The organism is Rasiella rasia (genome assembly GCF_011044175.1).
Lineage (GTDB): Bacteria > Bacteroidota > Bacteroidia > Flavobacteriales > Flavobacteriaceae > Marinirhabdus > Marinirhabdus rasia.
This window is the reverse complement of record NZ_CP049057.1, coordinates 2,729,587-2,750,660: the sequence shown is the minus strand read 5'-3', so window position 1 is coordinate 2,750,660 and position 21,074 is coordinate 2,729,587. Positions and strand designations below refer to the sequence as shown.

Annotated in this window: 17 protein-coding genes; 9 read left to right on the top strand and 8 right to left on the bottom strand. The window is 37.4% G+C overall.

Annotated elements, in window-relative coordinates; genetic code table 11:
• The first annotated feature begins 53 nt into the window (after nucleotides 1–53).
• The 4 genes from G5B37_RS12240 (at nucleotide 54) to G5B37_RS12225 (ending at nucleotide 8,213) form a co-directional block, all read left to right on the top strand.
• A complete protein-coding gene (locus G5B37_RS12240; RefSeq protein WP_164680313.1) occupies nucleotides 54–575 on the top strand; it encodes a hypothetical protein in 522 nt (173 codons plus the stop codon).
• A 37-nt stretch (nucleotides 576–612) separates the two neighbouring features.
• Complete coding sequence (locus tag G5B37_RS12235) at nucleotides 613–1,290, top strand: TapB family protein (protein WP_164680312.1); 678 nt, start codon at nucleotides 613–615, stop codon at nucleotides 1,288–1,290.
• 243 nt (nucleotides 1,291–1,533) lie between these two features.
• Nucleotides 1,534–4,464: a response regulator gene (locus G5B37_RS12230; RefSeq protein WP_164680311.1), complete on the top strand. Its 2,931-nt coding sequence runs from the start codon at nucleotides 1,534–1,536 to the stop codon at nucleotides 4,462–4,464.
• A 254-nt stretch (nucleotides 4,465–4,718) separates the two neighbouring features.
• The gene (locus G5B37_RS12225; protein ID WP_164680310.1) at nucleotides 4,719–8,213 is read left to right on the top strand and encodes a beta strand repeat-containing protein; all 3,495 of its coding nucleotides are present in this window, start codon (nucleotides 4,719–4,721) and stop codon (nucleotides 8,211–8,213) included.
• Nucleotides 8,214–8,239: 26 nt separating this feature from the next.
• Here G5B37_RS12225 and lipB read toward each other — a convergent pair whose 3' ends face one another.
• From lipB to G5B37_RS12210, 3 genes are read right to left on the bottom strand one after another with little or no spacing between them, the layout of a single operon-like run.
• Nucleotides 8,240–8,959, bottom strand: a complete 720-nt coding sequence (gene lipB, locus G5B37_RS12220) for a lipoyl(octanoyl) transferase LipB (protein WP_164680309.1) — start codon at nucleotides 8,957–8,959, stop codon at nucleotides 8,240–8,242.
• Complete coding sequence (locus G5B37_RS12215) at nucleotides 8,960–9,769, bottom strand: hypothetical protein (protein WP_164680308.1); 810 nt, start codon at nucleotides 9,767–9,769, stop codon at nucleotides 8,960–8,962.
• Nucleotides 9,770–9,772: 3 nt separating this feature from the next.
• Nucleotides 9,773–9,931: a YqaE/Pmp3 family membrane protein gene (locus tag G5B37_RS12210; protein ID WP_164680307.1), complete on the bottom strand. Its 159-nt coding sequence runs from the start codon at nucleotides 9,929–9,931 to the stop codon at nucleotides 9,773–9,775.
• Nucleotides 9,932–10,019: 88 nt separating this feature from the next.
• Between G5B37_RS12210 and G5B37_RS15255 the strand changes: the two genes are divergently transcribed.
• The 4 genes from G5B37_RS15255 to G5B37_RS12190 all read left to right on the top strand — a co-directional run bounded on the left by G5B37_RS15255 (nucleotide 10,020) and on the right by G5B37_RS12190 (nucleotide 14,849).
• Nucleotides 10,020–11,078 (top strand): response regulator transcription factor, encoded by a 1,059-nt coding sequence (locus tag G5B37_RS15255; protein WP_318527352.1) that lies wholly within the window; start codon nucleotides 10,020–10,022, stop codon nucleotides 11,076–11,078.
• A gap of 161 nt (nucleotides 11,079–11,239) precedes the next feature.
• Complete coding sequence (locus G5B37_RS15125; RefSeq protein ID WP_175017408.1) at nucleotides 11,240–12,124, top strand: thioredoxin family protein; 885 nt, start codon at nucleotides 11,240–11,242, stop codon at nucleotides 12,122–12,124.
• A gap of 90 nt (nucleotides 12,125–12,214) precedes the next feature.
• Entirely contained in the window at nucleotides 12,215–13,903 is a 1,689-nt protein-coding gene (gene lysS / locus G5B37_RS12195) for a lysine--tRNA ligase (protein ID WP_164680306.1), read from the top strand.
• Nucleotides 13,904–13,991: 88 nt separating this feature from the next.
• Nucleotides 13,992–14,849 carry a hypothetical protein gene (locus G5B37_RS12190; RefSeq protein ID WP_164680305.1) on the top strand — a complete coding sequence of 286 codons (858 nt, stop codon included), beginning with the start codon at nucleotides 13,992–13,994 and terminating at the stop codon, nucleotides 14,847–14,849.
• Between the two features lie 70 nt (nucleotides 14,850–14,919).
• Here the strand turns inward: G5B37_RS12190 and G5B37_RS12185 are convergent, their stop codons facing one another.
• From G5B37_RS12185 to yiaA, 4 genes are read right to left on the bottom strand one after another with little or no spacing between them, the layout of a single operon-like run.
• Complete coding sequence (locus tag G5B37_RS12185; RefSeq protein ID WP_164680304.1) at nucleotides 14,920–15,498, bottom strand: GDYXXLXY domain-containing protein; 579 nt, start codon at nucleotides 15,496–15,498, stop codon at nucleotides 14,920–14,922.
• Complete coding sequence (locus tag G5B37_RS12180) at nucleotides 15,491–16,765, bottom strand: DUF2157 domain-containing protein (RefSeq protein ID WP_164680303.1); 1,275 nt, start codon at nucleotides 16,763–16,765, stop codon at nucleotides 15,491–15,493. Before G5B37_RS12180 ends, G5B37_RS12185 begins: the two co-directional genes overlap by 8 nt.
• A gap of 11 nt (nucleotides 16,766–16,776) precedes the next feature.
• Nucleotides 16,777–17,394, bottom strand: coding sequence for a hypothetical protein (locus G5B37_RS12175; protein ID WP_164680302.1), 618 nt, complete (start codon nucleotides 17,392–17,394; stop codon nucleotides 16,777–16,779).
• On the bottom strand, nucleotides 17,387–17,875 hold the full coding sequence (gene yiaA, locus G5B37_RS12170) for an inner membrane protein YiaA (RefSeq protein ID WP_164680301.1): 489 nt from the start codon (nucleotides 17,873–17,875) through the stop codon (nucleotides 17,387–17,389). Before yiaA ends, G5B37_RS12175 begins: the two co-directional genes overlap by 8 nt.
• A 165-nt stretch (nucleotides 17,876–18,040) precedes the next feature.
• On the opposite strand from yiaA, the gene G5B37_RS12165 reads away from it, so the two are divergent.
• On the top strand, nucleotides 18,041–19,501 hold the full coding sequence (locus G5B37_RS12165) for a hypothetical protein (protein ID WP_164680300.1): 1,461 nt from the start codon (nucleotides 18,041–18,043) through the stop codon (nucleotides 19,499–19,501).
• 185 nt (nucleotides 19,502–19,686) lie between these two features.
• Here the strand turns inward: G5B37_RS12165 and G5B37_RS12160 are convergent, their stop codons facing one another.
• Nucleotides 19,687–20,988 (bottom strand): prenyltransferase/squalene oxidase repeat-containing protein, encoded by a 1,302-nt coding sequence (locus G5B37_RS12160; RefSeq protein WP_164680299.1) that lies wholly within the window; start codon nucleotides 20,986–20,988, stop codon nucleotides 19,687–19,689.
• Between the last annotated feature and the right edge of the window lie 86 nt (nucleotides 20,989–21,074).

Below are 21,074 nucleotides of genomic sequence, written 5' to 3'. Positions count from 1 at the left end.
AAAACCAGTGATGTGTTCTTACTTTTAAAAAGTAAAAACTAAAACACACTATTATGAAAACTAAAATTTTTCTTGGCTTAATCGCTATCGTACTATTTGCAACTGGATGTAAAACCACTATTCCAGCGATGGATTCTATTGACCCAACTTTTTTCTTTAAGGTTACCGATGTAGATGATATAGAACTTGATGAAAACTTTAGCGACTCGAATGTTGTCTATCTAATGAGAAATGAAACCTTTAATATTCTGTTCTCGGGTAAAGATCAAGGAGGCGTTCAAGAAGTTAGATGGACACTACCAAATAATGATGTAGTAGAAGTAGTGAATGATTTACCTGGTAATTGGGAAGAAGTACCTGGGTCTTTATCTACCCGGACTTTTAGAAACCAAGGAGATATGTCAGATCCGCGAAGTTCAATACTTTATGGAGGCCAAATTATACCAAGAGGAAACACACTTGGTGTACAAGACGTTATATTCACCTTTACCATTACAGATTTCAACGGAAATACTACAACTAAACCTATAACAATAAGGATTAATCCCGACAGAACCGAGATTGGTCCGCGATAAAAATTTAATAATTTCAAACTTTAAAAATCAACACACTATGAATTTTCGCACTTTTTTTTCAATCCTTGCCTTCTTTGGTATGACTAGTTTGTTTGCACAAAACGATTGTAGCACTTTTTACCCTTTTGAAGATGGAGTAACATTTCAGATAACCAACTATGGTAAAAACAACCGCGTAGCCGCCATTACAGATTTTCTAGTTACCGAAGCTACAAGCAACTTTGCTACATTTAAGTCCTTTTTAAGAGATAAAGAAGGTGAAGTATTAAACGAAGCGACCTTTACAATGTCTTGCGAAAATGATGGTATTGTTGTAGATATGGAGTCTCTTTTGAATCCTAATTTACTTGAGAATTACAGAGATTTTGAAACCGAAATTTCAGGAACCAAAATAGTAATTCCCAACAATTTACATGTAGGTCAGGAATTACCAGATGCTACTATGACCATGCTCGTAGATATGAGCGGTATTAATATAAGAATGGAGGTATCTATGACAGATAGAACGGTAGTAAACAGAGAAACTATTACAACCCCTGCTGGCACCTTTGATTGCTATGTGATTGGCTACACAAATACAGTAAATATGGGGATAAATCGCACTACTACCGCCAAACAATGGATCTCTAAAGGCGTGGGAATGGTAAAGCAAGAAGATTATAATAGACGTGGAAGGGTAACTAGCAGTAGCTTGCTTACAGACTTCCATAACTAAACGTATAAGTTATCTTCATTTTCAATTAAGGCCGAAGTTTTTCTACTTCGGCTTTTTATTTACTATCGGTATAAAAAGTTTGCCAGAACACGCAATGAACATCTTTATTAGGTTGGTTTTTAAATAATTATATTTTTTTAAGGTATCTTAGTAGAACTATTGTAACCTACATTGGTTACATTATTGATTGCTTAAGGACTGCTACAAGCAGTACATTTGGGCTATCGAAAACTAAGTGTCAAAATGAAACATCTTGTTATTATCACCATATGTTTTCTATCTCTTTGCTTCACAAAAGTGTGTGCGCAAATTTCTGTCGATTCTGTAAAGACAACATTTAAAAATTATAGTAAAGACAATCCCAAAGCCACCACCAATAATATTAAAGCGTATTGGCATGCCTTGCCAATTTCCATCAAAAAAGATTCTTCTATAGCCGCTCATAGAGATTACGCTATTGGCATGAATTTTTATTATCAAAGAAATCCCGATAGCTCCTATTACTATTTTAATCGCGCTGGAAAAAACCTCATTTTTAAAGAAGACCCTTTTTTAGTTAATGAAGCGTTGATTCTTAAAGCAATGATTAAGAATATTTATGGTGAAAGCGAAGTTGTTCAAAAAACACTTGACTCTGCCTCTGCTAATTTTAACACTGTAGATTCTGTACCTTACACGCTTAGGGTGAATTTAAATAGGGCTTATGGTGCATTTTACACAACCAACAATGAACAGGAAAAAGCAATTGATCATCTCATAAAAGCACTAGAGTTAACTGAAACCGGAGAACCAAATCCTCGAGCAGAAGCGAGTATTAAACAAAACTTAGGAGAACTATTCCTCAACTTAAATGACATTCCTAAAGCGAGGTCCTACTTCTTATTAGTTCAAGAAGAGGCGCTGGCTAACGACATACCTAGATATTACCATAGTGCCACACTTAAATTGGCAGATTTAATAGAAAGCAAAGATGAGATATCTGAGAAAACAGTAAACGATTTAAATGAGGCAATGGCCTTTTTTAAAGATTTAGGTGACAAAGGGCGTATAGTTGAAGCTCACAATTACTTAGGTCAAATTTATAAGCTTACAGGCAATAATGATATAGCCATGTCAAATTTCAAACAAGGTTTAATCCTTAGTGAAGAAATGCAGTTTCCGTCTGGCATTATTAATCTTGCTAAGAATTTAGGGCTCATGAACCTGTCATTAAACAGGCTTGAAGAGGCAGAACAAAATTTTGAAACTGCGAGAAAGTTTGTCTATTCTCATGGCAATGTAGAATCCCAAATTGAAATAGAACAAGCCCTAGCCGAAACCTTAGAAAAACAAGGAAAACTTTCACAAGCCTACCCTTTCTTAAAAGCTGCAATTAAAAAAACAGATAGCTTAAACAAAGCGAAGACCACGGCTACAGTTCAAGAGTTAGAAACCGCGTATCAGACCAAAGAAAAAGAACAACAGATAGCTTTGCTTACTTCTGAAAATGAGCTTGCAGAACAACAAAAAAGAAACCAACGGAATATTTTATGGGCTGTATTATCAATTGTAGGGATAGTAGGAGTATTTCTGTTTTTCTACTATAGAAATAGGCAACGAGTACATCAAAAACTGAAAGAGTTGGACGCCGCAAAATCATCTTTCTTTGCAAATATTTCTCATGAGTTTCGAACCCCACTTACCTTGGTAAAAGGTCCCATTTCTGAACAGTTAGAAAAAGATCAACTTACACCTACTGAACGTAAAAAAATGCAAATTGCTCATAAAAATGTAGGGAGGGTTCAAAATCTGGTCGAGGAAATGCTAGCCCTGTCTAAATTGGAAAGCGGACACTACCAACTTCATGTAGCTGAAGGTTATATTTCTACATTTATGAAAGCACAAGCCCAAGCGTTTGAATTTCTAGCAGAAGAAAAAAAGATACATTGGGAGGTCAACATTCCAGAAACCAAGAATCAATATTGGTTTGACCGTGATGCCGTTGAAAAAATTACAACCAACTTATTTAGCAATGCCATAAAATATACTCCAGCTAACGAGAAAGTACGTATTATTGGCAGCCATACTAACCACACGTATACCTTAGACATTATTAATACTGGTGTTAAACTTTCGGCAAAAGACCGAAAAAACATTTTTGAACGTTTCTATCAGAACCACCCAGACAACCCTGGTTCAGGTATTGGCTTGGCACTTAGTAGAGAATTATCCCAATTACACAAAGGAACACTAGAATTGATTCATTCAGAAAATGAAGAGAATCATTTTAGATTGACTTTAGGGGTGGCAAAAGAACTCTTTACCACTGCCGAACTTGCTACAAAACGTACTGAAATTGAACATGCCAATGTGGTAATAGCGCATCAACCTTCGGATACTGAGAATTTATTGCAACCAAGTACTAAAGAAGACGTCCCACAACTCTTACTTATAGACGACAATAAGGATGTATTGAATTACATCACCTTACTATTTCAAGACAGCTATAACGTTCGTACGGCCAACAATGGTGAAGAAGGATATAAGAGTGCGTTAGAGCACATTCCAGATCTAATCATAAGCGATGTAATGATGCCGTTTTTAGACGGATATGAACTAACGAAGAAGCTTAAAGAAGAAGAGCTTACCGCCCATATTCCATTAATTTTGGTTACAGCAAAAACAGAAGATGAGGACAAATTAACCGGAAGTAAACTAGGGGCAGATGCCTATGTAACTAAACCATTTAATAGTACGTTGCTCCAAGCCACGGTGCAAAATTTACTAGAAAATCGCAAACGCTTACAAAATAGATATTCAAAAACTATTATTTTAAGTCCGAAAGAAATATCGGTAAGCACTGCCGAAGAAAAGTTCTTGGAGCGTATGCAAAAGGCTTTAGACAAAAACATTCAAGAACCTACTTTCACTCCAGAAACTTTCAGCAAGGAAATAGGGGTTAGCCGCATGCAATTGCATAGAAAACTAAAAGCGCTTACAGGACTTACAACCACAGAATTTATAATGAATCAACGGGTTAAATTAGCGGCTTCGCTATTAAAAAAGCGTAGCATTTCGGTATCTGAAGTTGCTTACGAAGTTGGTTTTAACAATCCCTCTTATTTTAGCAAATGCTTCAAAGACGTGTACGGAATCTCCCCTTCTAACGTAAAGAAAAGCTCTGAAACCCTGTAATAACAAGACATGTTACAATAACGTAGCCACTTGTTACAATAGTTGACCCCAACTATTACCTCCTACCCTACTTTTACTTCTATACATTACAACCCCATTCTCGTAATGAAGCTTAACCACTTACGTTGTACTGGCGAATTTCCCAAAGAAACCGCCCGAGAAATTTATTTGGAAATAAACAAAATGGACAAAGGAACATATCTCCTTACCATTACCAATAACAATAAGGTTATAACGCAAATACACTTTGAAAAATGAAAACACTGGTCACTCTTTTAATCTTTATAGCGGGCTCATTTATGTATGCTCAGGTAGGTATTAATAATACGAGCCCTAATGCCACCCTTGATATTTCAGCATCTAACATTGCGACACCTGCAAACACAGACGGAATCTTAATTCCGCGTGTAGACGATTTTCCTGCTACAAACCCAGGAGTTGATCAAGATGGCATGATGCTATTTCTAACAGGAAACGGCACACCTTCTAAAGGAATCTACTATTGGGATAATAATTTAACGGCTTGGGTAACCGCCACGGGAGTTGAAAGAATAAATGATCTCCTAGATGGCCGGTCTGATATGGATGGATCAGAAAATGGCTCGTCTATATATCTTGGTATAGATGCTGGTGCAAATGATGACAGCACCAACAATGGAAATATAGGAATTGGATACCAATCACTGTCTGGAAACACTTCAGGAAATGCTAATACCGCTGTTGGTTATGAAACATTAAATAGCAATAGTGCTGGTAACTGGAACAGCGCTTTCGGTCATGGATCATTATTTGTAAATACTACTGGAAATTCTAATACTGCCATTGGGTATCATGTACTTAGAAATAATACTATTGGCTCTGGTAATGTTGCCATTGGAAACAGAGCTTTAAATGCAAATACAAGTGGAAATGAAAACATAGCTATGGGTAGCGCCAGTATGTTTGCAAATACTACGGGAAGTAACAACACTTCAATTGGTAATGGCTCTATGCTTCAAAATTCAACAGGAAGCAACAATACGGCACTGGGATATCAATCACTTTATCTAAACACCACCGGCGCTGATAATATCGGAATTGGATACCGTGCCTTGTACTCAAACACTATTGGCACTAACAATACTTCTGTTGGATATGAGGCCCTACGAAGCAATACAACTGGTGTAAATAACAACGCTTTTGGAACAGATGCACTGCGAGCAAACACTACAGGTTTCTTTAACAACGCTTTTGGGAGGCATTCATTACAAACCAATACAACCGGAAATGGTAACACGGCTATGGGACATGGTAGTTTAAGGGATAATGTAACTGGTAGTAATAACACTGCCGTGGGAAATGGTGCAGGAGATAATGTAAACGGAAGTGAGAATGTTTTTATAGGCCGCGAAGCTGGCCTTGGGTTAGCAAGCTCCACTAATTTTGGAAATGTTGCGATTGGGTATCGCGCAGGAGCTGGAGCAGATTATAACAATAGATTGTATATTGACAACTCTAACACAGCCAACCCTTTGCTTTATGGAGAGTTCGACACAGACCTACTTCGTGTAAATGGAACCTTAGATGTTAATAACGCCTATCAATTTCCTACCATAGATGGAGCAGTGAATCAAGTATTACAAACTAATGGCGCAGGAACAATTGTTTGGGGCAATGCTTCTGGGGCTGACAGGATTAATAGTTTAATAGATGGAAAATCTGACAATGATGGTTCAGATGATGGTTCTTCTGTGTTTTTAGGAATTGACGCAGGAGTAAATGATGATAGCTCTGATAATAGAAATATAGGCATTGGGTATCAAGCTCAAATGACAAATGTTGACGGTGTCGATAACATTGGTATTGGATATCAAGCATTATCCAATAGTTCTTTTGGATCATATAGCATAGGGATAGGTACTGCTGCCCTTGACAACAATACAGGTGTGGGTAACATTGGAATTGGATACTATGCATTAAACACAAATACAAGCGGTATTTACAATCTTGCCGTAGGTCATAACGCTATGGTTTCAAACACCACAGGAAACGAAAACACGGCAATTGGCGGAGGGGTCTTAGCAAGTAATACTACAGGGTACGATAATGTAGCGATAGGCTTTAATACCTTGACAAGCAATACTACAGGAAATGCAAATACTGCAATTGGGAGGTCGGCTTTAGTAGTTAATGATAACGGAGGTGGTAATACTGGGGTCGGTGCAAATGTTCTTGAGTCTAGTGTTAATGCAAGTTATAACACCGCAATAGGGTTTTACGCAATGTCTAGTAATACAACCGGTGAATACAATACTGGTATTGGTTCTCTTGCCCTTACATCCAACATAATCGGTGGAAGTAATACTGCAATAGGGCATTCTGCACTCACATCAAATATTAATGGTAGTGGCAACGTAGCTGTTGGGTATACTGCACTAGAAGAGAACACCAGCGGATATGCAAATATAGCAGTAGGTGAGTCTGCTTTGTCAGACAATACAAGTGGATTTAGTAATCTAGCAATTGGTAATTCCTCCTTAAACAGCAATGTAGACGGCACTGGAAATATTGCGTTAGGCTTACAATCGTTAGGTAGTAGTGTAAGTTCTAATGATAATCTTGGTATTGGGAATCAAACATTATTTTCAAATACCACTGGTGTATCTAATGTTGCTATTGGCAACTCAGCTTTATACAATACCACAGGCGATAATAATATTGGTGTTGGGCGAAATACTTTATTCTCCAACACTGTAGGTACAGACAATACGGCCATTGGTTTAGGAGCGCTCTACAGCAATACAACCGGAGTAAACAATAACGCTCAAGGAACAGACGCCTTAAGAGAAAACACAACAGGTTTCTTTAACAATGCCTTCGGAAGGCATTCGTTACAGGCTAATACAACTGGTTCAGGGAATACGGCTGTTGGTCATGGAAGCATGCGAGACAACCTAACAGGAAGCAATAATACAGCAATAGGGAATGGCGCTGGAGATAATGTAAATGGAAGCGAAAATGTTTTTATTGGCCGTGAAGCTGGCCTCGGGTTAGCAAGCTCCACTAATTTTGGAAATGTGGCGATTGGGTATCGCGCCGGAGCTGGGGCAGATTACAACAATAGATTATACATTGACAACTCTAACACAGCTAACCCTTTACTTTATGGCGAATTCGACACAAACCTACTTCGTGTAAATGGAACCTTAGATGTTAATAATGCCTATCAGTTTCCAATAGTAGACGGAACGGCAAACCAAATATTACAGACCGACGGCTCCGGAAATGTGACCTGGCAAAATCAAACAGGAAGTACTGCGGTCGTTGCAAAGTTTTTGAACAATAGTAATATTTTATTTTCCAATGCAGTTTCAAGAGTGTTAAATTTTTCTACCACAAGTATCAATATTGGCGGAGGTTCTTATGACCCAACAAATGGACAATACACAGTTCCTGTAGATGGTGTGTATGAAATAACGGTTAAATTGAACTGTATAATGAATGCAACCAATACAGATATGAGCCTAATGTGGCGACTGCATGTAAATGGTACTATTTATGAACAAAGCGGTGAACAAGGCGGCGCTTATGTAACCACAAGCTATAGGCATACATTTAGCCAAACTTTTTTGCATAACTTAACTGCTGGTGATGTACTATACGTAAACGTACTTCCCATTTATGGAACGGGAAGCCCCCAACCATACGCAGTTGGCGGATCAAACACCGCAGCAAGAGGCACAAATATGACGATAAAAAAGATTAATTAGAACTTAACCTGCAAAGAGACCGGAGCTCACCCAGAGGCTTCGGTTTTTTGTTTTAGTTCTGCTTCAAAAAGCTGAGCAAAATGTTTCAGTAGCTTTTCTTTTACTTCGGAAATAGGCACTTCTATGCTTCCCAGTTCTACATTTAGAGAGGTAACAGCTTTTCCTTTTATTCCGCAGGGAATCATATTATCAAAATACCCGAGGTCTGCATTTACATTCAATGCAAATCCATGCATAGTAACCCAGCGACTCGCACGTACACCCATAGCACATATTTTTCTTGCAAACGGAGTACCAACATCTAACCAAACACCTGTTTCACCTGGGCTTCGCTCTGCCTTAATACCGTATTCTTCTAACGTAAGAATGACCATTTCTTCCAAAAATCGAAGGTACTTATGTATATCTGTAAAGAAGTTCTCTAAATCTATAATGGGATACCCCACAATTTGCCCAGGCCCGTGATACGTAATATCACCACCTCGATTAATTTTATAAAATGTGGCGCCAATTTTTTTTAAATAGTCTTCAGACACAAGTAAGTTGTCAAAATCCCCACTTTTCCCCAACGTATATACATGTGGGTGTTCTACAAAAAGAAAATGATTAGGGGTTTCTAAGCCCGCATCTTCTCTACGATTTTTGATTTTTATATCAATAATTTCTTTGAAAAGGGCTTCTTGATAATCCCATGTCTCTTTGTAGTCTTTTAGACCGAGATCTTGTATGAGCAAATTTTTATTCACCTATTGATTTTCTAAAGTTACTTCAAAAGTTTCGAGAATTTTTTTATCATCCAACAGGGTTTTCCAATCTATATTGTAAGTTACTGTTTTTCCATCCTCTGAAATTTTCGCGTCTTTATTCGAAACCGACTTTACTTGCTTCGGAAACGAATATTCTAAAGTCATGTTGCTATTCTTCAACATATCGTCAAACTCTGCTAACATTCCCTTCAACATATCTCCTTGCGCATCTTCTTCAGTGTTCGTCTCATCAACTTCTCCGCGTCCGTTGGCATCTTTTAAATTTTTTGCCTTTTCATCAAGTCGTGAAAAGGTATTATTCTCGAAGGTATAGATCACTTTGTCTGTTTTCAGCATATCAGATCCTGGGCCCGCAGATTTTGCACCTACACCTTGGTTTTTAGCCATATTAAAAACTTCATCCATCTGGTCTGACACAAATGCTATTTCAGAAAATTGATTAAAGGTTTTAGTGGTCGAAAACTTAAATACATTGTTCTCTTCGTCCATCTGCATATGCATGGTCATGTTTTCAAGCTTAGCCAATTCTTCTTGCTTCTTAGGAGGAAGTGTGGCAATACTGTCTTTAAACTGAGTTAACATTTCGCTAAACACAATTAACGTATCTATTTTCTTCTTTGGCTTGTCTGAAGTTGCAGGACCGTTTTTACTTGCAACTTCTAGCATCGCTGACAAATCGAAACTCATTTCATAAGTTCCGCCCATATTTTCATCAAACAATATACGCTCTTGTACGTTGCAACTCACAAAAACAATAGAAAGAAAAGCCACTAGAAAAATCTTTTTCATAAGCTACTTATTAGGATTATTTAAAATAATTAGTGCCGCTATCACACCAGGAATCCAACCACACAAGGTTAAAATTAACACAATTAAAACAGACCCACAGCCTTTGTCTATAACCGCTAAGGGAGGGAATAATATAGACAGTAATACACGCCAAATACTCATATGAACAAAATTACGATTAAATTTCAGTTTATGTGTCGGGTGAAATTTGTTTTGTTACAAGAAAACTTGTGGCTATATTCGTTAGCTAATGAAACGCATCTATTTCTTTTTCACATTTTTCACATTGTTGGTGTTTTCCAACACCACGGCTCAATACTTATTTGAAGGCACCGTAGACAAGCAATTTATTGAAGGCGAAGTATATCTTTCGATGATAGAAGATTATCGAAAGCTTTCTGGGGTGTATCATGAGCAAATTATAGCGCGCGTGAAACCTGATAGTCTGGGTAATTTTCTGTTTGCGGGAACCAATCTGCCGGAAGAAAATAAAATGTATCGTATACATGCAGACACTTGTAAAGAGAGCGATCAAAACCTATCTCATGTTACCGGACATTGCGAAAACAGTGAAGAAATTGTCTTTGTTGCCAACAACCAAACCACTCTAGCACTTCCCTTCTCTTTTGAACAGGAAATGTTTTGCAAAGTCGTTTCTAACAATGAAAAAACACAAACCTTTTTAAAAATTGATTCGTTAAAAAACGATATGCGCTATGCGTTTTCAAATTATAGAAGCGAAGCTAATCGAAAAGTGAATACCGAAAAATGGTTTAGCATTCTTCAAAATTACGGAGAGCAACTTCAAGAACCTTTAGCAGAGCTTTATATCTATTCTTTTTTAAGCGATAGAAGAAGTATTTTGCATGCCTATTATCTTTCAGATTTAAAAACCAACATCTACTATGATAATCTACTAAGTAGACTTCAAAAACAATACCCAGACACACAATATACGAGACAATACGAAGCAGAATTAAAAAGTGATCGCTTCTTAATTTCAGATAAAAAAGAAGAGGCTACCCTTCCATGGTGGGCATACTTACTTGGTGGCGTTTGTTTGCTTTCTCTTTTAGGAAACTTTTATTTCTTCGGAAAAAATAAAAAATTAAAATCGGCAGAAACCGCTAAAGCAAGTCTCACCCAACAAGAACAAACCATTCTCGAGCTTATTTTACAGCAAAAAAGCAACAAAGAAATCGCGGCAGAATTATTTGTGAGTGTAAGTACTGTGAAAACTCATATTAATAATATCTATAAAAAATTAGGTGTTTCTAGCAGAGACCAGGTAAAGGCTTTGTACACTTAATTAATCTACCAATTACTGTAAGATACGAGGCTCGTTGTTCAAAAATTAATTACTTCTGCCAAACAATCCCACCTAGGTCTAGTCCTTTTTTCCATCGTACGATATCTACTGTTTCTTCGGAAATCGTCACACTTTTGAATTTCAATCAAAACCAAACAACTATGAAATCAATCGTATTTTTCAGTCTCTCATTTTTTATCGTTTTTTCAATCCACGCGCAATCCTTCAATACTGAAGTTACCACAGGCAAGCAACCAGTCTTGCTTGGCAAGATTAACAAAGACCGTCTAGACAGTACTCCGTACAACGACTGGTTTACCGCAAATTACAATAGCTACCAACCTATAGAAGCAACCACTAACCAGATAAAAGATGAACTTTCAGAATACACCATTAAAGCTTTTTTAGGAACTTGGTGTGGAGATAGTAAACGTGAAGTACCAAGATTTTACAAAGTACTGGAAGCAGCCAATTACCCGTTAGACAGATTAACAACTATAGCGGTTAGCAGAGACAGAGAAACTTACAAACAGAGCCCTGGGGGAGAAGAAGAAGGACATAACATTCATAGAGTACCCACATTTATTTTCTACAAAAACGGTAAAGAAGTAAATCGAATTGTAGAATCGCCAAGAACTACAATCGAGAATGATATTTTGCAAATCCTTCAACAAAACTACACGCCTAATTACGAGGCAGTAACAATTGCCAACAAATATTTAGAAGCATTAGGTGCTGCCGCTTTTCAGAAGAAAACCAAGAAAATAGCAAAGCAGTTAAACCCTAAAACCATGTATGAGTTAAATACCTACAGCAATGTTCTATTTTTTGCAAACCGTAAAGAAGATGCCATCGCAATTGCTAGATTAAACACCAAGCTTTTTCCTAACGAGGCGAGCGCATTTAAGAGTTTGGGTAATAAATTAACACAGACTAATAAAATAAGGGAAGCTGTACATGTTTTTGAGGCTGCTTTAGCACTTAGCCCAAAAGATGAAACATTACAACAAACCATCAACCAACTTAAAATAGAGGCTGGTGAGTAGCATTTTTTAGAAAGTTTTACGATAAAAATCTTTGAAATAGGCTAATTTTGCAGCTCCCTACCAAAACCGGTGGGCCGAAAATAAGATAAAATGCAACTTTCTGAACTTGAAATCGTAAGACGTGAAAAATTAGCCCAGTTACGAAATATGGGCATTAACCCCTACCCTGCAGATATGTATCCGGTAGATAGCACTTCTGCTGCTATTAAACAGGATTTTGAAGAAGGTAAAAAAGTGGTTATTGCCGGGCGACTTATGTCGAGACGTATTCAAGGAAAAGCTAGTTTTGCAGAATTACAAGATGCTGAAGGTAGAGTACAAGTATACTTTAATCGCGATGAAATTTGTACAGGTGAAGACAAAACACTTTACAACGATGTGTACAAGAAATTACTAGACATTGGCGATTTTATAGGTATAGAAGGAGAACTTTTTAAAACCCAAGTTGGTGAAAAAACAGTAATGGTAAAGAATTTCGTGCTACTTTCTAAGGCACTTAAACCCTTACCACAGCCCAGAGTAGATGCCGAAGGGAAAGTTCACGATGCCTTTACAGATCCAGAACAACGCTACCGCCAGCGCTACGCAGACTTAGTGGTAAATCCGCACGTAAAAGAAGTTTTCGTAAAGCGCACAAAATTGTTTAATGCCATGCGTACGTTCTTTAATGACCGTGGTTATTTTGAAGTAGAGACACCTATTTTACAACCAATTCCTGGAGGTGCCGCTGCAAAACCTTTTATAACCCACCACAATAGTTTAGACATTCCACTTTATATGCGAATTGCAAATGAGCTGTATTTAAAACGACTTATTGTGGGTGGATTTGATGGCGTGTATGAGTTTTCTAAAAACTTCAGGAATGAAGGGATGGATCGTACGCACAATCCAGAGTTTACCGCTATGGAAATTTACGTGTCTTACAAAGACTACAACTGGATGATGGACTTCTGTGAGCAATTGTTAGAATATTGTGCTATACAAGTAAATGGTACCACTGAAGCTACATTTGGCGAGCACAAGGTGAATTTTAAAGCGCCTTATGCACGTGTAACTATGGCAGAAAGTATTGCTCACTTTACAGGTTTCGATATTACCGGTAAATCTGAAGACGAACTAAGAGAAGCCGCCAAAGGTATGGGGATTGCTGTAGACGCAAGCATGGGTAAAGGAAAGCTTATTGACGAGATTTTTGGAGAAAAATGTGAGGGTAATTATATTCAACCCACATTTATAACAGACTACCCAAAAGAGATGAGCCCGTTGTGTAAAGAGCACCGAGATAATCCAGAACTAACAGAGCGTTTTGAGCTAATGGTTTGCGGTAAAGAAATTGCAAATGCTTATAGCGAGCTTAACGATCCTATAGACCAGCGCGAACGTTTTGAAGCACAGTTAAAGTTGGCAGACCGCGGAGATGATGAAGCCATGTTTATTGATAATGATTTTATTCGGGCGCTAGAATATGGTATGCCCCCTACTTCCGGGATGGGTATTGGTATGGACCGACTTATTATGTACTTAACAAATAATCCGTCGATTCAAGAAGTATTGTTTTTCCCGCAAATGAAACCTGAGCGTAAAGCTGTGGCTTTAACAGACGAGGCAAAGGAAGTACTTGCATTGCTTAAAAAAGGTGGAACTATGGAACTTTCAGCATTAAAAGAACAAGCAGGACTCTCTAACAAAAAATGGGATAAAGCTGTAAAAGAGCTGACTAAGAATAACATAGCAAAGGTTGAAAAGACTGAGGATGGGTTACAAATAAAAGCGATCTAGAGATCTTTTCTAAATATTTTGAACGACATTCGTATACTTTTTGATGGCTTCTAACGTTTTTTTTTAAACTAACTCAAGTTTAAAAATTATGAAAAAAATCATCCTGCTTTTGGCAGTAGTAGCACTGTGCACTAGTAACAAACCCTCAAATACGGTTAAGACGTACGATCTTGAATGGGCAATAGCTAACAACCTCATTAGTTGTAATTTTCAAGGCAATGATGAGAGTCCGCATTACTACCAACCTGTTGTAGCAAATTTCACAAACCTTACGAATGAAACTTTTAACATTAGAATTGCCAACGGACTTACATTTAAATCTAAGTCTGATGAACATCAAGATGTGGTGATTACTCAGGAAGAGCTCATAACTATGGCTCCTACAGAAAGTTCTAAAAAGCCGCTCTTTGGAATGTGCATTCAAAAGTACAACAGAGCTCCTAGTGCTAGCACAGAGTATATTCTCAACGGAATGAGTACCGAGAACCTCAACTTACTTACTAAAGAAATTGAGAAGCTACAATCATACGATACTGCAGGACAAAATGCAATTTGGAATCTAACCGATGATGGAAATTTAGCAGATATAGTTGGGTACGATATAGACGCTGGAGCTCCATTGCGAAACTATATGGTAGAATTGTTAGATATTCCTGAGGAAGAAATTCCTGTGTTTACATCGCCAGAAGAAACACTCATTAAACGTACTGCTGGCGGGAATTTTAAGTACAAATTTTCTAAAACATCTGCAGTAACCATTGGCATGTTTAACGATAAAGATATTATTGTAAAAGAACTATTCAACAATCCAGAAACACCCGCAGGAGAGCACCACTTAGAGTATGAGTTTGACACATTAGTACATCCAGATGATGTCTATTATATTAGATTAATTATCAACGGACAGATTAAAATTAATTTCGAAATGAAAACAAGAAGGTCATGATAGCTTTCTAAAGAAAAACGACCCCCTCCTCCAAGGTTGTCGTTTTTCAATCATCAAAACAAACGCTGGTTTAGTCGCCAGCGTTTTTCTTTAACTCCGCCTCCACATATTCTTTAATGGGTTTGTTGTTAACAAATACATCGTCAAGCACCGCAGTATCATCTTTTATATATACCAAACCATAGCAATTAGCCAATAAACTATCTCTATTGGCTTGTCTCACTAAAATTTCGGCAGGATATGCCTTCGACTCCTCCATGTAAAAGCGGGTAAAGGGTAGCATAAACCTTACTGTATCTGCATACTTATTTTGTGCTTTTGCCAACACATAATCTTGATCTGTATTTAGTTTTGTTGCGCTTGCTTTGGTTGCAACTGCAAAACCTTCGGTATCTTTTTTAATGTAGACAAAAATAGGGTCGTCCCAATCTACGTCTTGATTACCTACCAAAGCAGCTTTGTTCATTTCATAGCGTAATGAGATATATTTTCCACGTAACGGATCATTCGGGTCGAGAGGTACAGTTTTAAATTTATAGGCGGTCCCACTATTTAATACGGTTTCTTGATCTAGAATCATTTTAGCAGGGACAAACCATTGCGCTAGTACCATTATAGCAAAGGCGCCTATTATTAGTAACTTATTCATGAGCTTTTGATTTAAGTTGTTTTTTATACATAAAGTAGTTTGCACCAAAGAAACCGGCACCAATGGCAACAAAAAGCAATCCTCTTACCACAAAGGAAATTTCCGTGTCAAAAAACCTACAGGCGATAAGCCCTGTTATAATGAGCAACCCATAATTTAAAATGCTATACTTCTCTTGTCGTGCGCCTATGGTTACAGCAACAATACCAAGTACTAAAATTAGAATGTTGGTGAGAACTGAAGCAATTTCAGGTTGAACATACCCTAAAAAGTAGAGAGCGGCAAAAACTAAAAATGCATATTGAAAAAGATTAAAGGGTTTCCATCTTTTATTAATAATTAAGTACGCAATAATTGCCAACGCTGCTAGCACGACAACTACCGTTATTAATATATCTCCAGTTGAAATAGAAGACGGCACAAAATCGTCCCATACGTATCTAAAACTTGCAATGAGTAACGAAATAATTGTTCCTAGCGAACCAATAATAAGATATCCGTTTCGGCGTAATTTCTGACCTTCAAAATGCGGCAGTTTCCCTAGGTTATAGAATAGCCCAAACAAGCAAAGATGTGTTAGCAACCCAATGCTGAAACCGCTATTTAAGAATGCCCCCAACAAAATTAATACGCTCAGAGGCAGAATCCAATGAAAAATTCCTGTGATATTGTGTTGCGCACTATTTTTAAGTAAAATTAAATACTGCGGAACTACCCATAACAGTGCAACTAGCGCCCAATATGGAGATTGATTTAAATCGTAGCCTATCATACAACCATATATGGTAACCATTATGATGTATAACAAAGAAGTAGCATTCGATTTTAATAAGTAGATAATAGGTGCCGCGAGAATAATCCATGTAAGTAGATACGAGTCTATCGCTCCAGGAATATTATAAATCTGGCTCACAAGTGAAATACTTGCTCCTATAGCAAAAAACAAGAAAACCCCGGCCGTCTCTTTCCAGGAGGCGCTTTTATTTTTAAGAAGCGTAAATGCCGCTAATGCCTGCCCGACAACCAATGGTATAAATGCCCAAAAGGTTTTGGTAGTTCGTGTAAAATCGTCCCAATTATGTGCCAAAATAAGGATAATGCCCAATCCCGTTAAAATTGAACCTAGCACTCCAAAGATTACAAACAACGGATTAGATTTAGCTGTCTGTTTTGCGCTGTAGTATCTTTTTATCTCGAGCTGAACCTCTGGCGTAATCACCTCTGCAATTACTAGTTCGTCTAATTCCTTTTCTATTTTTGAATTCATGCCACTATGTTTTAGTTATCTGAAATCCTATTATAAGTTCGTCTGTATTTATAATTTCTACCGTCAAACATAACGATAAATGCGCCCCCAGACCTATGTTCTCCCACATCAAAAACTAAATTTCGGTCGGCATCAACAGTAAAGCGAACGCGTTTAACATCTATAAAACCTAACACATACGGCAACAATACCACCTGAAAATTTTTATTCTTCAGTTTTATGTAACCATCTTTTGTAAGTTTCGTTTTAAAACTACGTTTGCTAAAAATAGTGTCATCTTTAATGAAGTTTACTTGCATTCTTTTTGAGTTCTCCATTGTAAGCTGAAAAGCATATTGTCCTGTACTATCTAAAACCAAGGTGTCTTTTAAGAGTTTTCTGTCTAATTCGTTAAAAAAATTCTGGTTATATCGCCATCCACGTCCTTCTCCGTGCAAACTATCTATAAACTGGCTCCTAAAATGATAGGTACCATTTAATTTAGCAATAGTTTGCTTTTGCAATCTCGTTGGATTCTCTACTGTATGCTGAAAAGGAGCACAACTTGAAGAAATGACAATAACAACAAGTATAAAGAGTAGTCTACGTACAGAGACTACTCTTAATTTTACAAGTGAGGCCTTATTCATCTTCCACTAGTTTACGTTCTTGAAACTTTACGTCCCGCGTATTTTTCTGAACGGCCACGGCGGCAAAAAGACTTAGCATAAAACTCATACCATAAAAGCCTTTTTCACTTAGCTCCATGTCTGAATTCCATAGACCAATAACCAATAGCAAAATAGATACAATGGTTGTAAACCAACTAATACCATAATAAATATCGGTTACAGGAATGCCTTCTAGTTTATCGCGAACACTTTTTTGAACCGATACCACAGAAAAGAGACCAAATAATAAGATTGTAAAATAATAGCCCTTTTCATTTAACCACATGGTAGCATTCCATAAGCCAATGCAGTAGGAAACCATTCCAATAAATAGTGCCGTCCATGAGGCGCCAATAAATGCAGGTGTTGGTTTACAATTAAATTTTTCCTTTTTCTTTTTGATAGTTTCTATCAACGGTGCGTTTACCGGTTTCTTTTTTGTTTCACTTAAATTTTCCATAATCATGTTGTTTTGATGAGTATTCGTTTGATTATGATTCAAAGATGCGGTAAGACTAGTACTTCTGAAATTTCCTTTTTCGAAAATACTTACGATTAAATACTATATATTTATACACTTTTTAATTATATATAATAGATTAATTACATTTTTACTTACGATTAAATGAATACTATTTTAGGAATAATCGATACTCTTTCGGAAGAAGAACGGCATGAATTTTTGCTATTTCAGCAGAAAAAGAACCGACGAAGCGATACGAAGAACGCCCAACTCTTTAAATACTTCGTAAATGGAATTCATGAAAATCTAGACCATAAACTCTACGGGAAATCTGCAAAAAATGCCTACCATGCTTTGTGTAAGAGATTACAAGATTCGCTTGTAGACTTTGTAGCTTCCAAAAGTTTTTCTAACGAAACAGGAGAAGAACTAGACATTCTGAAAAAGTTACTTGCAGCCAGAATCTTCTTTGAACACAAACAATATAAAGTTGGTTTTAAAACGCTCGCTCAAGCCGAAAAAAAGGCACAAGCTTTAGATGTTTACGCCCTACTCACTGAAATATATCATACCCAAATACAATATGCGCACCTCAACGCTACGCTAGACTTGCCGTTGCTTCTCGCTAAATGCAAAGAGAATTTACAAAACTTTACGCAAGAGCAAGAGCTTAACATGATCTATGCAACTATTAAACAATTGGCTAGACAACCACAGCAACGAACAACAAACGATATTGTGACCGATGCATTTTCTAACTTTAATAGCACAATAGACACCAAGCTCACTTACAAAGCATTGTTTCAATTGCTTAATCTCACAGCAACTACAGCTAAATGGCAGAGCGACTATCATAGCAACCTTCCTTTTATGGAGCGCGTATACGCGGTAATTTCAGCAAAAAAAGAACCAAAAGACAAGCACCTATACTACCACATCGAGATCTTACATCTTATGGCTACGACGCATTTCAGAAATAAAAATTTTACCGCATCACTAGATTTTCTTGAAAAAATGAAAACTGAGATGGCAAAAAAAAATGGGTCGTACCACAATCAATTTTATGAAAAATGGCTGGTACTAAAAGCCCTAAATCTTAATTACACCAATCAATCTAAAAAAGCCATACAGTTGTTAGAGCAACAGGCTTCTAAATCGTTAGACTGCTCGCTTGCACTAATGATGAGTTTATTTCAACAACAACACTTTACCGACGCTTACCAGATTCTAAAAAAAATGCATCATAGTGATGTGTGGTACGAAAAAAAAATGGGTTGGATCTGGGTGCTTAAGAAAGCTATTATCGAAATCTTACTGCTTGTAGAATTAGACAAATTAGATTTGGTACTATCGCGCTTGCAAGGATTTCAAAAAAAGTATACTAAAAAACTACAGCTCCTTGGAGAATCTCGAGTCCTTAATTTTATAAAACTAATTGGTTTGTATTATGAAAACCCAAAAGCCATTACAACACCATCCTTTAAAGAAAGAGTAGAAACCTCTTTCGATTGGATTGGGAAAGAGCGAGAAGATATTTTTGTGATGAGCTTTTACGCATGGCTAAAAGCAAAAATGGAGCAACGCGATTTGTATGAAGTAACATTGGCTCTAGTAAAAGCATAAAAAGCCCACAGCGCTCCGAACTTTTTGGCATGAGTGGTCCCATATCCCTATGGGCGGCTGCGGGCTTAGCTTTCTACCCCAAAGGGCAGACCAACCTAAACATCAACTATGATTGATATTTTAAAGATACCTTACCTTTCTTAGTCCAAAAAACGAAAGGTATCTTGCTTTATAAATGACGACAGTTATTTACCCATATTACTTAAAAATTGAATGTCATTTTCTACTGTAAGAAGTAGCACACTGGTTGCTGTACAAAAGACCGGACTAGTGATACAGTGGTGCCCATTCCAACTACCATCTTCATTCTGAATTTTTAAAATTCTCCCGCTCATATTATCGTACCAATCCTTCCAATCTTCGTCTTTATTTACAACTAAAGACTCCCCTGTTTGTAGAAAGCTTAAAAATTCTTCTCCCCCGTTATTTCCAAAACCATTTAATACATCGCTACGTTGTGCTGTATTTTTGGCAGATTCGTATACCTTATACGAGGCATTGTAATCGATAGCTTCACTTTCACTAAACCCAGACTTTATTAAATTGGCTACACTCATAGGGGCTTTATCGTCTAACTTCCCTTCTTTCTTTGCCTTATTTAGGGCTTCTTGAGCTCTTCTGGCATCTTTAGCACTTGCGCGAACACTACCACTAACCGCGTATAACATGACACCAGCACCGTCTTCAGTTTTTACGCTGCCGTCTTTTTCATCGTAATTTTGCTTTTGGTAATCTCTAGCTTTTTCTAAAACCTCCTCGTCTACATCTGCCCCAACAGACTGTGCTGCCTCAAGCGCACTATTTGCCAGCCCACTTTGTAGCACACCAGCCCAACCGGCACCTTTTTGTCTTCCGCTAGCATCTGTCCCAGCTTCAATTTTTGCTACGCAAATGTCTAGTGCTCTGTTTACGCGCTTTTTGTCTAGACCTTTCAGGTTTCTATCTAATAGATTTGAAAGAAATTGCGCTGTTAGCACTGCATCAATATTCTGACCTAGTTTACTCTGTATCTGTGTATTTCGAACATCTGTAATGTATGGATCTGTTTTAGAACTACTTTCCACAGTTTCTAGCAAATACGCTATTGCATTTTTGAGATTGTCTGCATAAGCACCCTTTTTTAATGTGGTGCCGCTTCTAACCAATGCCTGAGCAACCATCGCTGTTGTAGCAGGATCTGCTTTTACCGCATGCGGATTTCTAACATGTTGCGCAGTATGACTTCCTGCGCCATAACCTCCGTTTTCAAGTTGCGCTTCAGCCAGCCATGAGAGTCCGTCGCGAACTGACATTTGAACATTTTCATTAGTTTTAAAGACACTAAACCCTTCCGAAGATTGCTCTCCCATAGTTGTCATAAACACGCAACCATCTTCTGGCTGTAACGTTCGTTTTGTTTCTGGGTAATCTTCCGTAGAAATGAATCCGGAAGCTAAAAATCCCACCAATGCTATAGGTAACAATAGCAATACTAATTTTGTTTTCATTGTATTCAGTTTTAAATTATTGTTCGAAACTAAGCCATGTACTTACCTGTAAAAAGTAGCGTTTAGGTAACACACCCATTCACCAA

What these genes read in the sequence shown, in the direction of transcription:
- G5B37_RS12210 (WP_164680307.1), bottom strand. Translation starts at nt 9,931, where the DNA reads ATGAGTATTTGGCGTGTATTACTGTCTATATTATTCCCTCCCTTAGCG.
- yiaA (WP_164680301.1), bottom strand. Translation starts at nt 17,875, where the DNA reads ATGGAAAATTTAAGTGAAACAAAAAAGAAACCGGTAAACGCACCGTTG.
- G5B37_RS12190 (WP_164680305.1), top strand. Translation starts at nt 13,992, where the DNA reads ATGAAAAAAATCATCCTGCTTTTGGCAGTAGTAGCACTGTGCACTAGT.
- G5B37_RS15125 (WP_175017408.1), top strand. Translation starts at nt 11,240, where the DNA reads ATGAAATCAATCGTATTTTTCAGTCTCTCATTTTTTATCGTTTTTTCA.
- lysS (WP_164680306.1), top strand. Translation starts at nt 12,215, where the DNA reads ATGCAACTTTCTGAACTTGAAATCGTAAGACGTGAAAAATTAGCCCAG.
- G5B37_RS12165 (WP_164680300.1), top strand. Translation starts at nt 18,041, where the DNA reads ATGAATACTATTTTAGGAATAATCGATACTCTTTCGGAAGAAGAACGG.
- G5B37_RS12230 (WP_164680311.1), top strand. Translation starts at nt 1,534, where the DNA reads ATGAAACATCTTGTTATTATCACCATATGTTTTCTATCTCTTTGCTTC.
- G5B37_RS12185 (WP_164680304.1), bottom strand. Translation starts at nt 15,498, where the DNA reads ATGAATAAGTTACTAATAATAGGCGCCTTTGCTATAATGGTACTAGCG.
- G5B37_RS12235 (WP_164680312.1), top strand. Translation starts at nt 613, where the DNA reads ATGAATTTTCGCACTTTTTTTTCAATCCTTGCCTTCTTTGGTATGACT.
- G5B37_RS12175 (WP_164680302.1), bottom strand. Translation starts at nt 17,394, where the DNA reads ATGAATAAGGCCTCACTTGTAAAATTAAGAGTAGTCTCTGTACGTAGA.
- G5B37_RS12225 (WP_164680310.1), top strand. Translation starts at nt 4,719, where the DNA reads ATGAAAACACTGGTCACTCTTTTAATCTTTATAGCGGGCTCATTTATG.
- G5B37_RS12180 (WP_164680303.1), bottom strand. Translation starts at nt 16,765, where the DNA reads ATGAATTCAAAAATAGAAAAGGAATTAGACGAACTAGTAATTGCAGAG.
- G5B37_RS15255 (WP_318527352.1), top strand. Translation starts at nt 10,020, where the DNA reads ATGAAACGCATCTATTTCTTTTTCACATTTTTCACATTGTTGGTGTTT.
- G5B37_RS12215 (WP_164680308.1), bottom strand. Translation starts at nt 9,769, where the DNA reads ATGAAAAAGATTTTTCTAGTGGCTTTTCTTTCTATTGTTTTTGTGAGT.
- G5B37_RS12240 (WP_164680313.1), top strand. Translation starts at nt 54, where the DNA reads ATGAAAACTAAAATTTTTCTTGGCTTAATCGCTATCGTACTATTTGCA.
- G5B37_RS12160 (WP_164680299.1), bottom strand. Translation starts at nt 20,988, where the DNA reads ATGAAAACAAAATTAGTATTGCTATTGTTACCTATAGCATTGGTGGGA.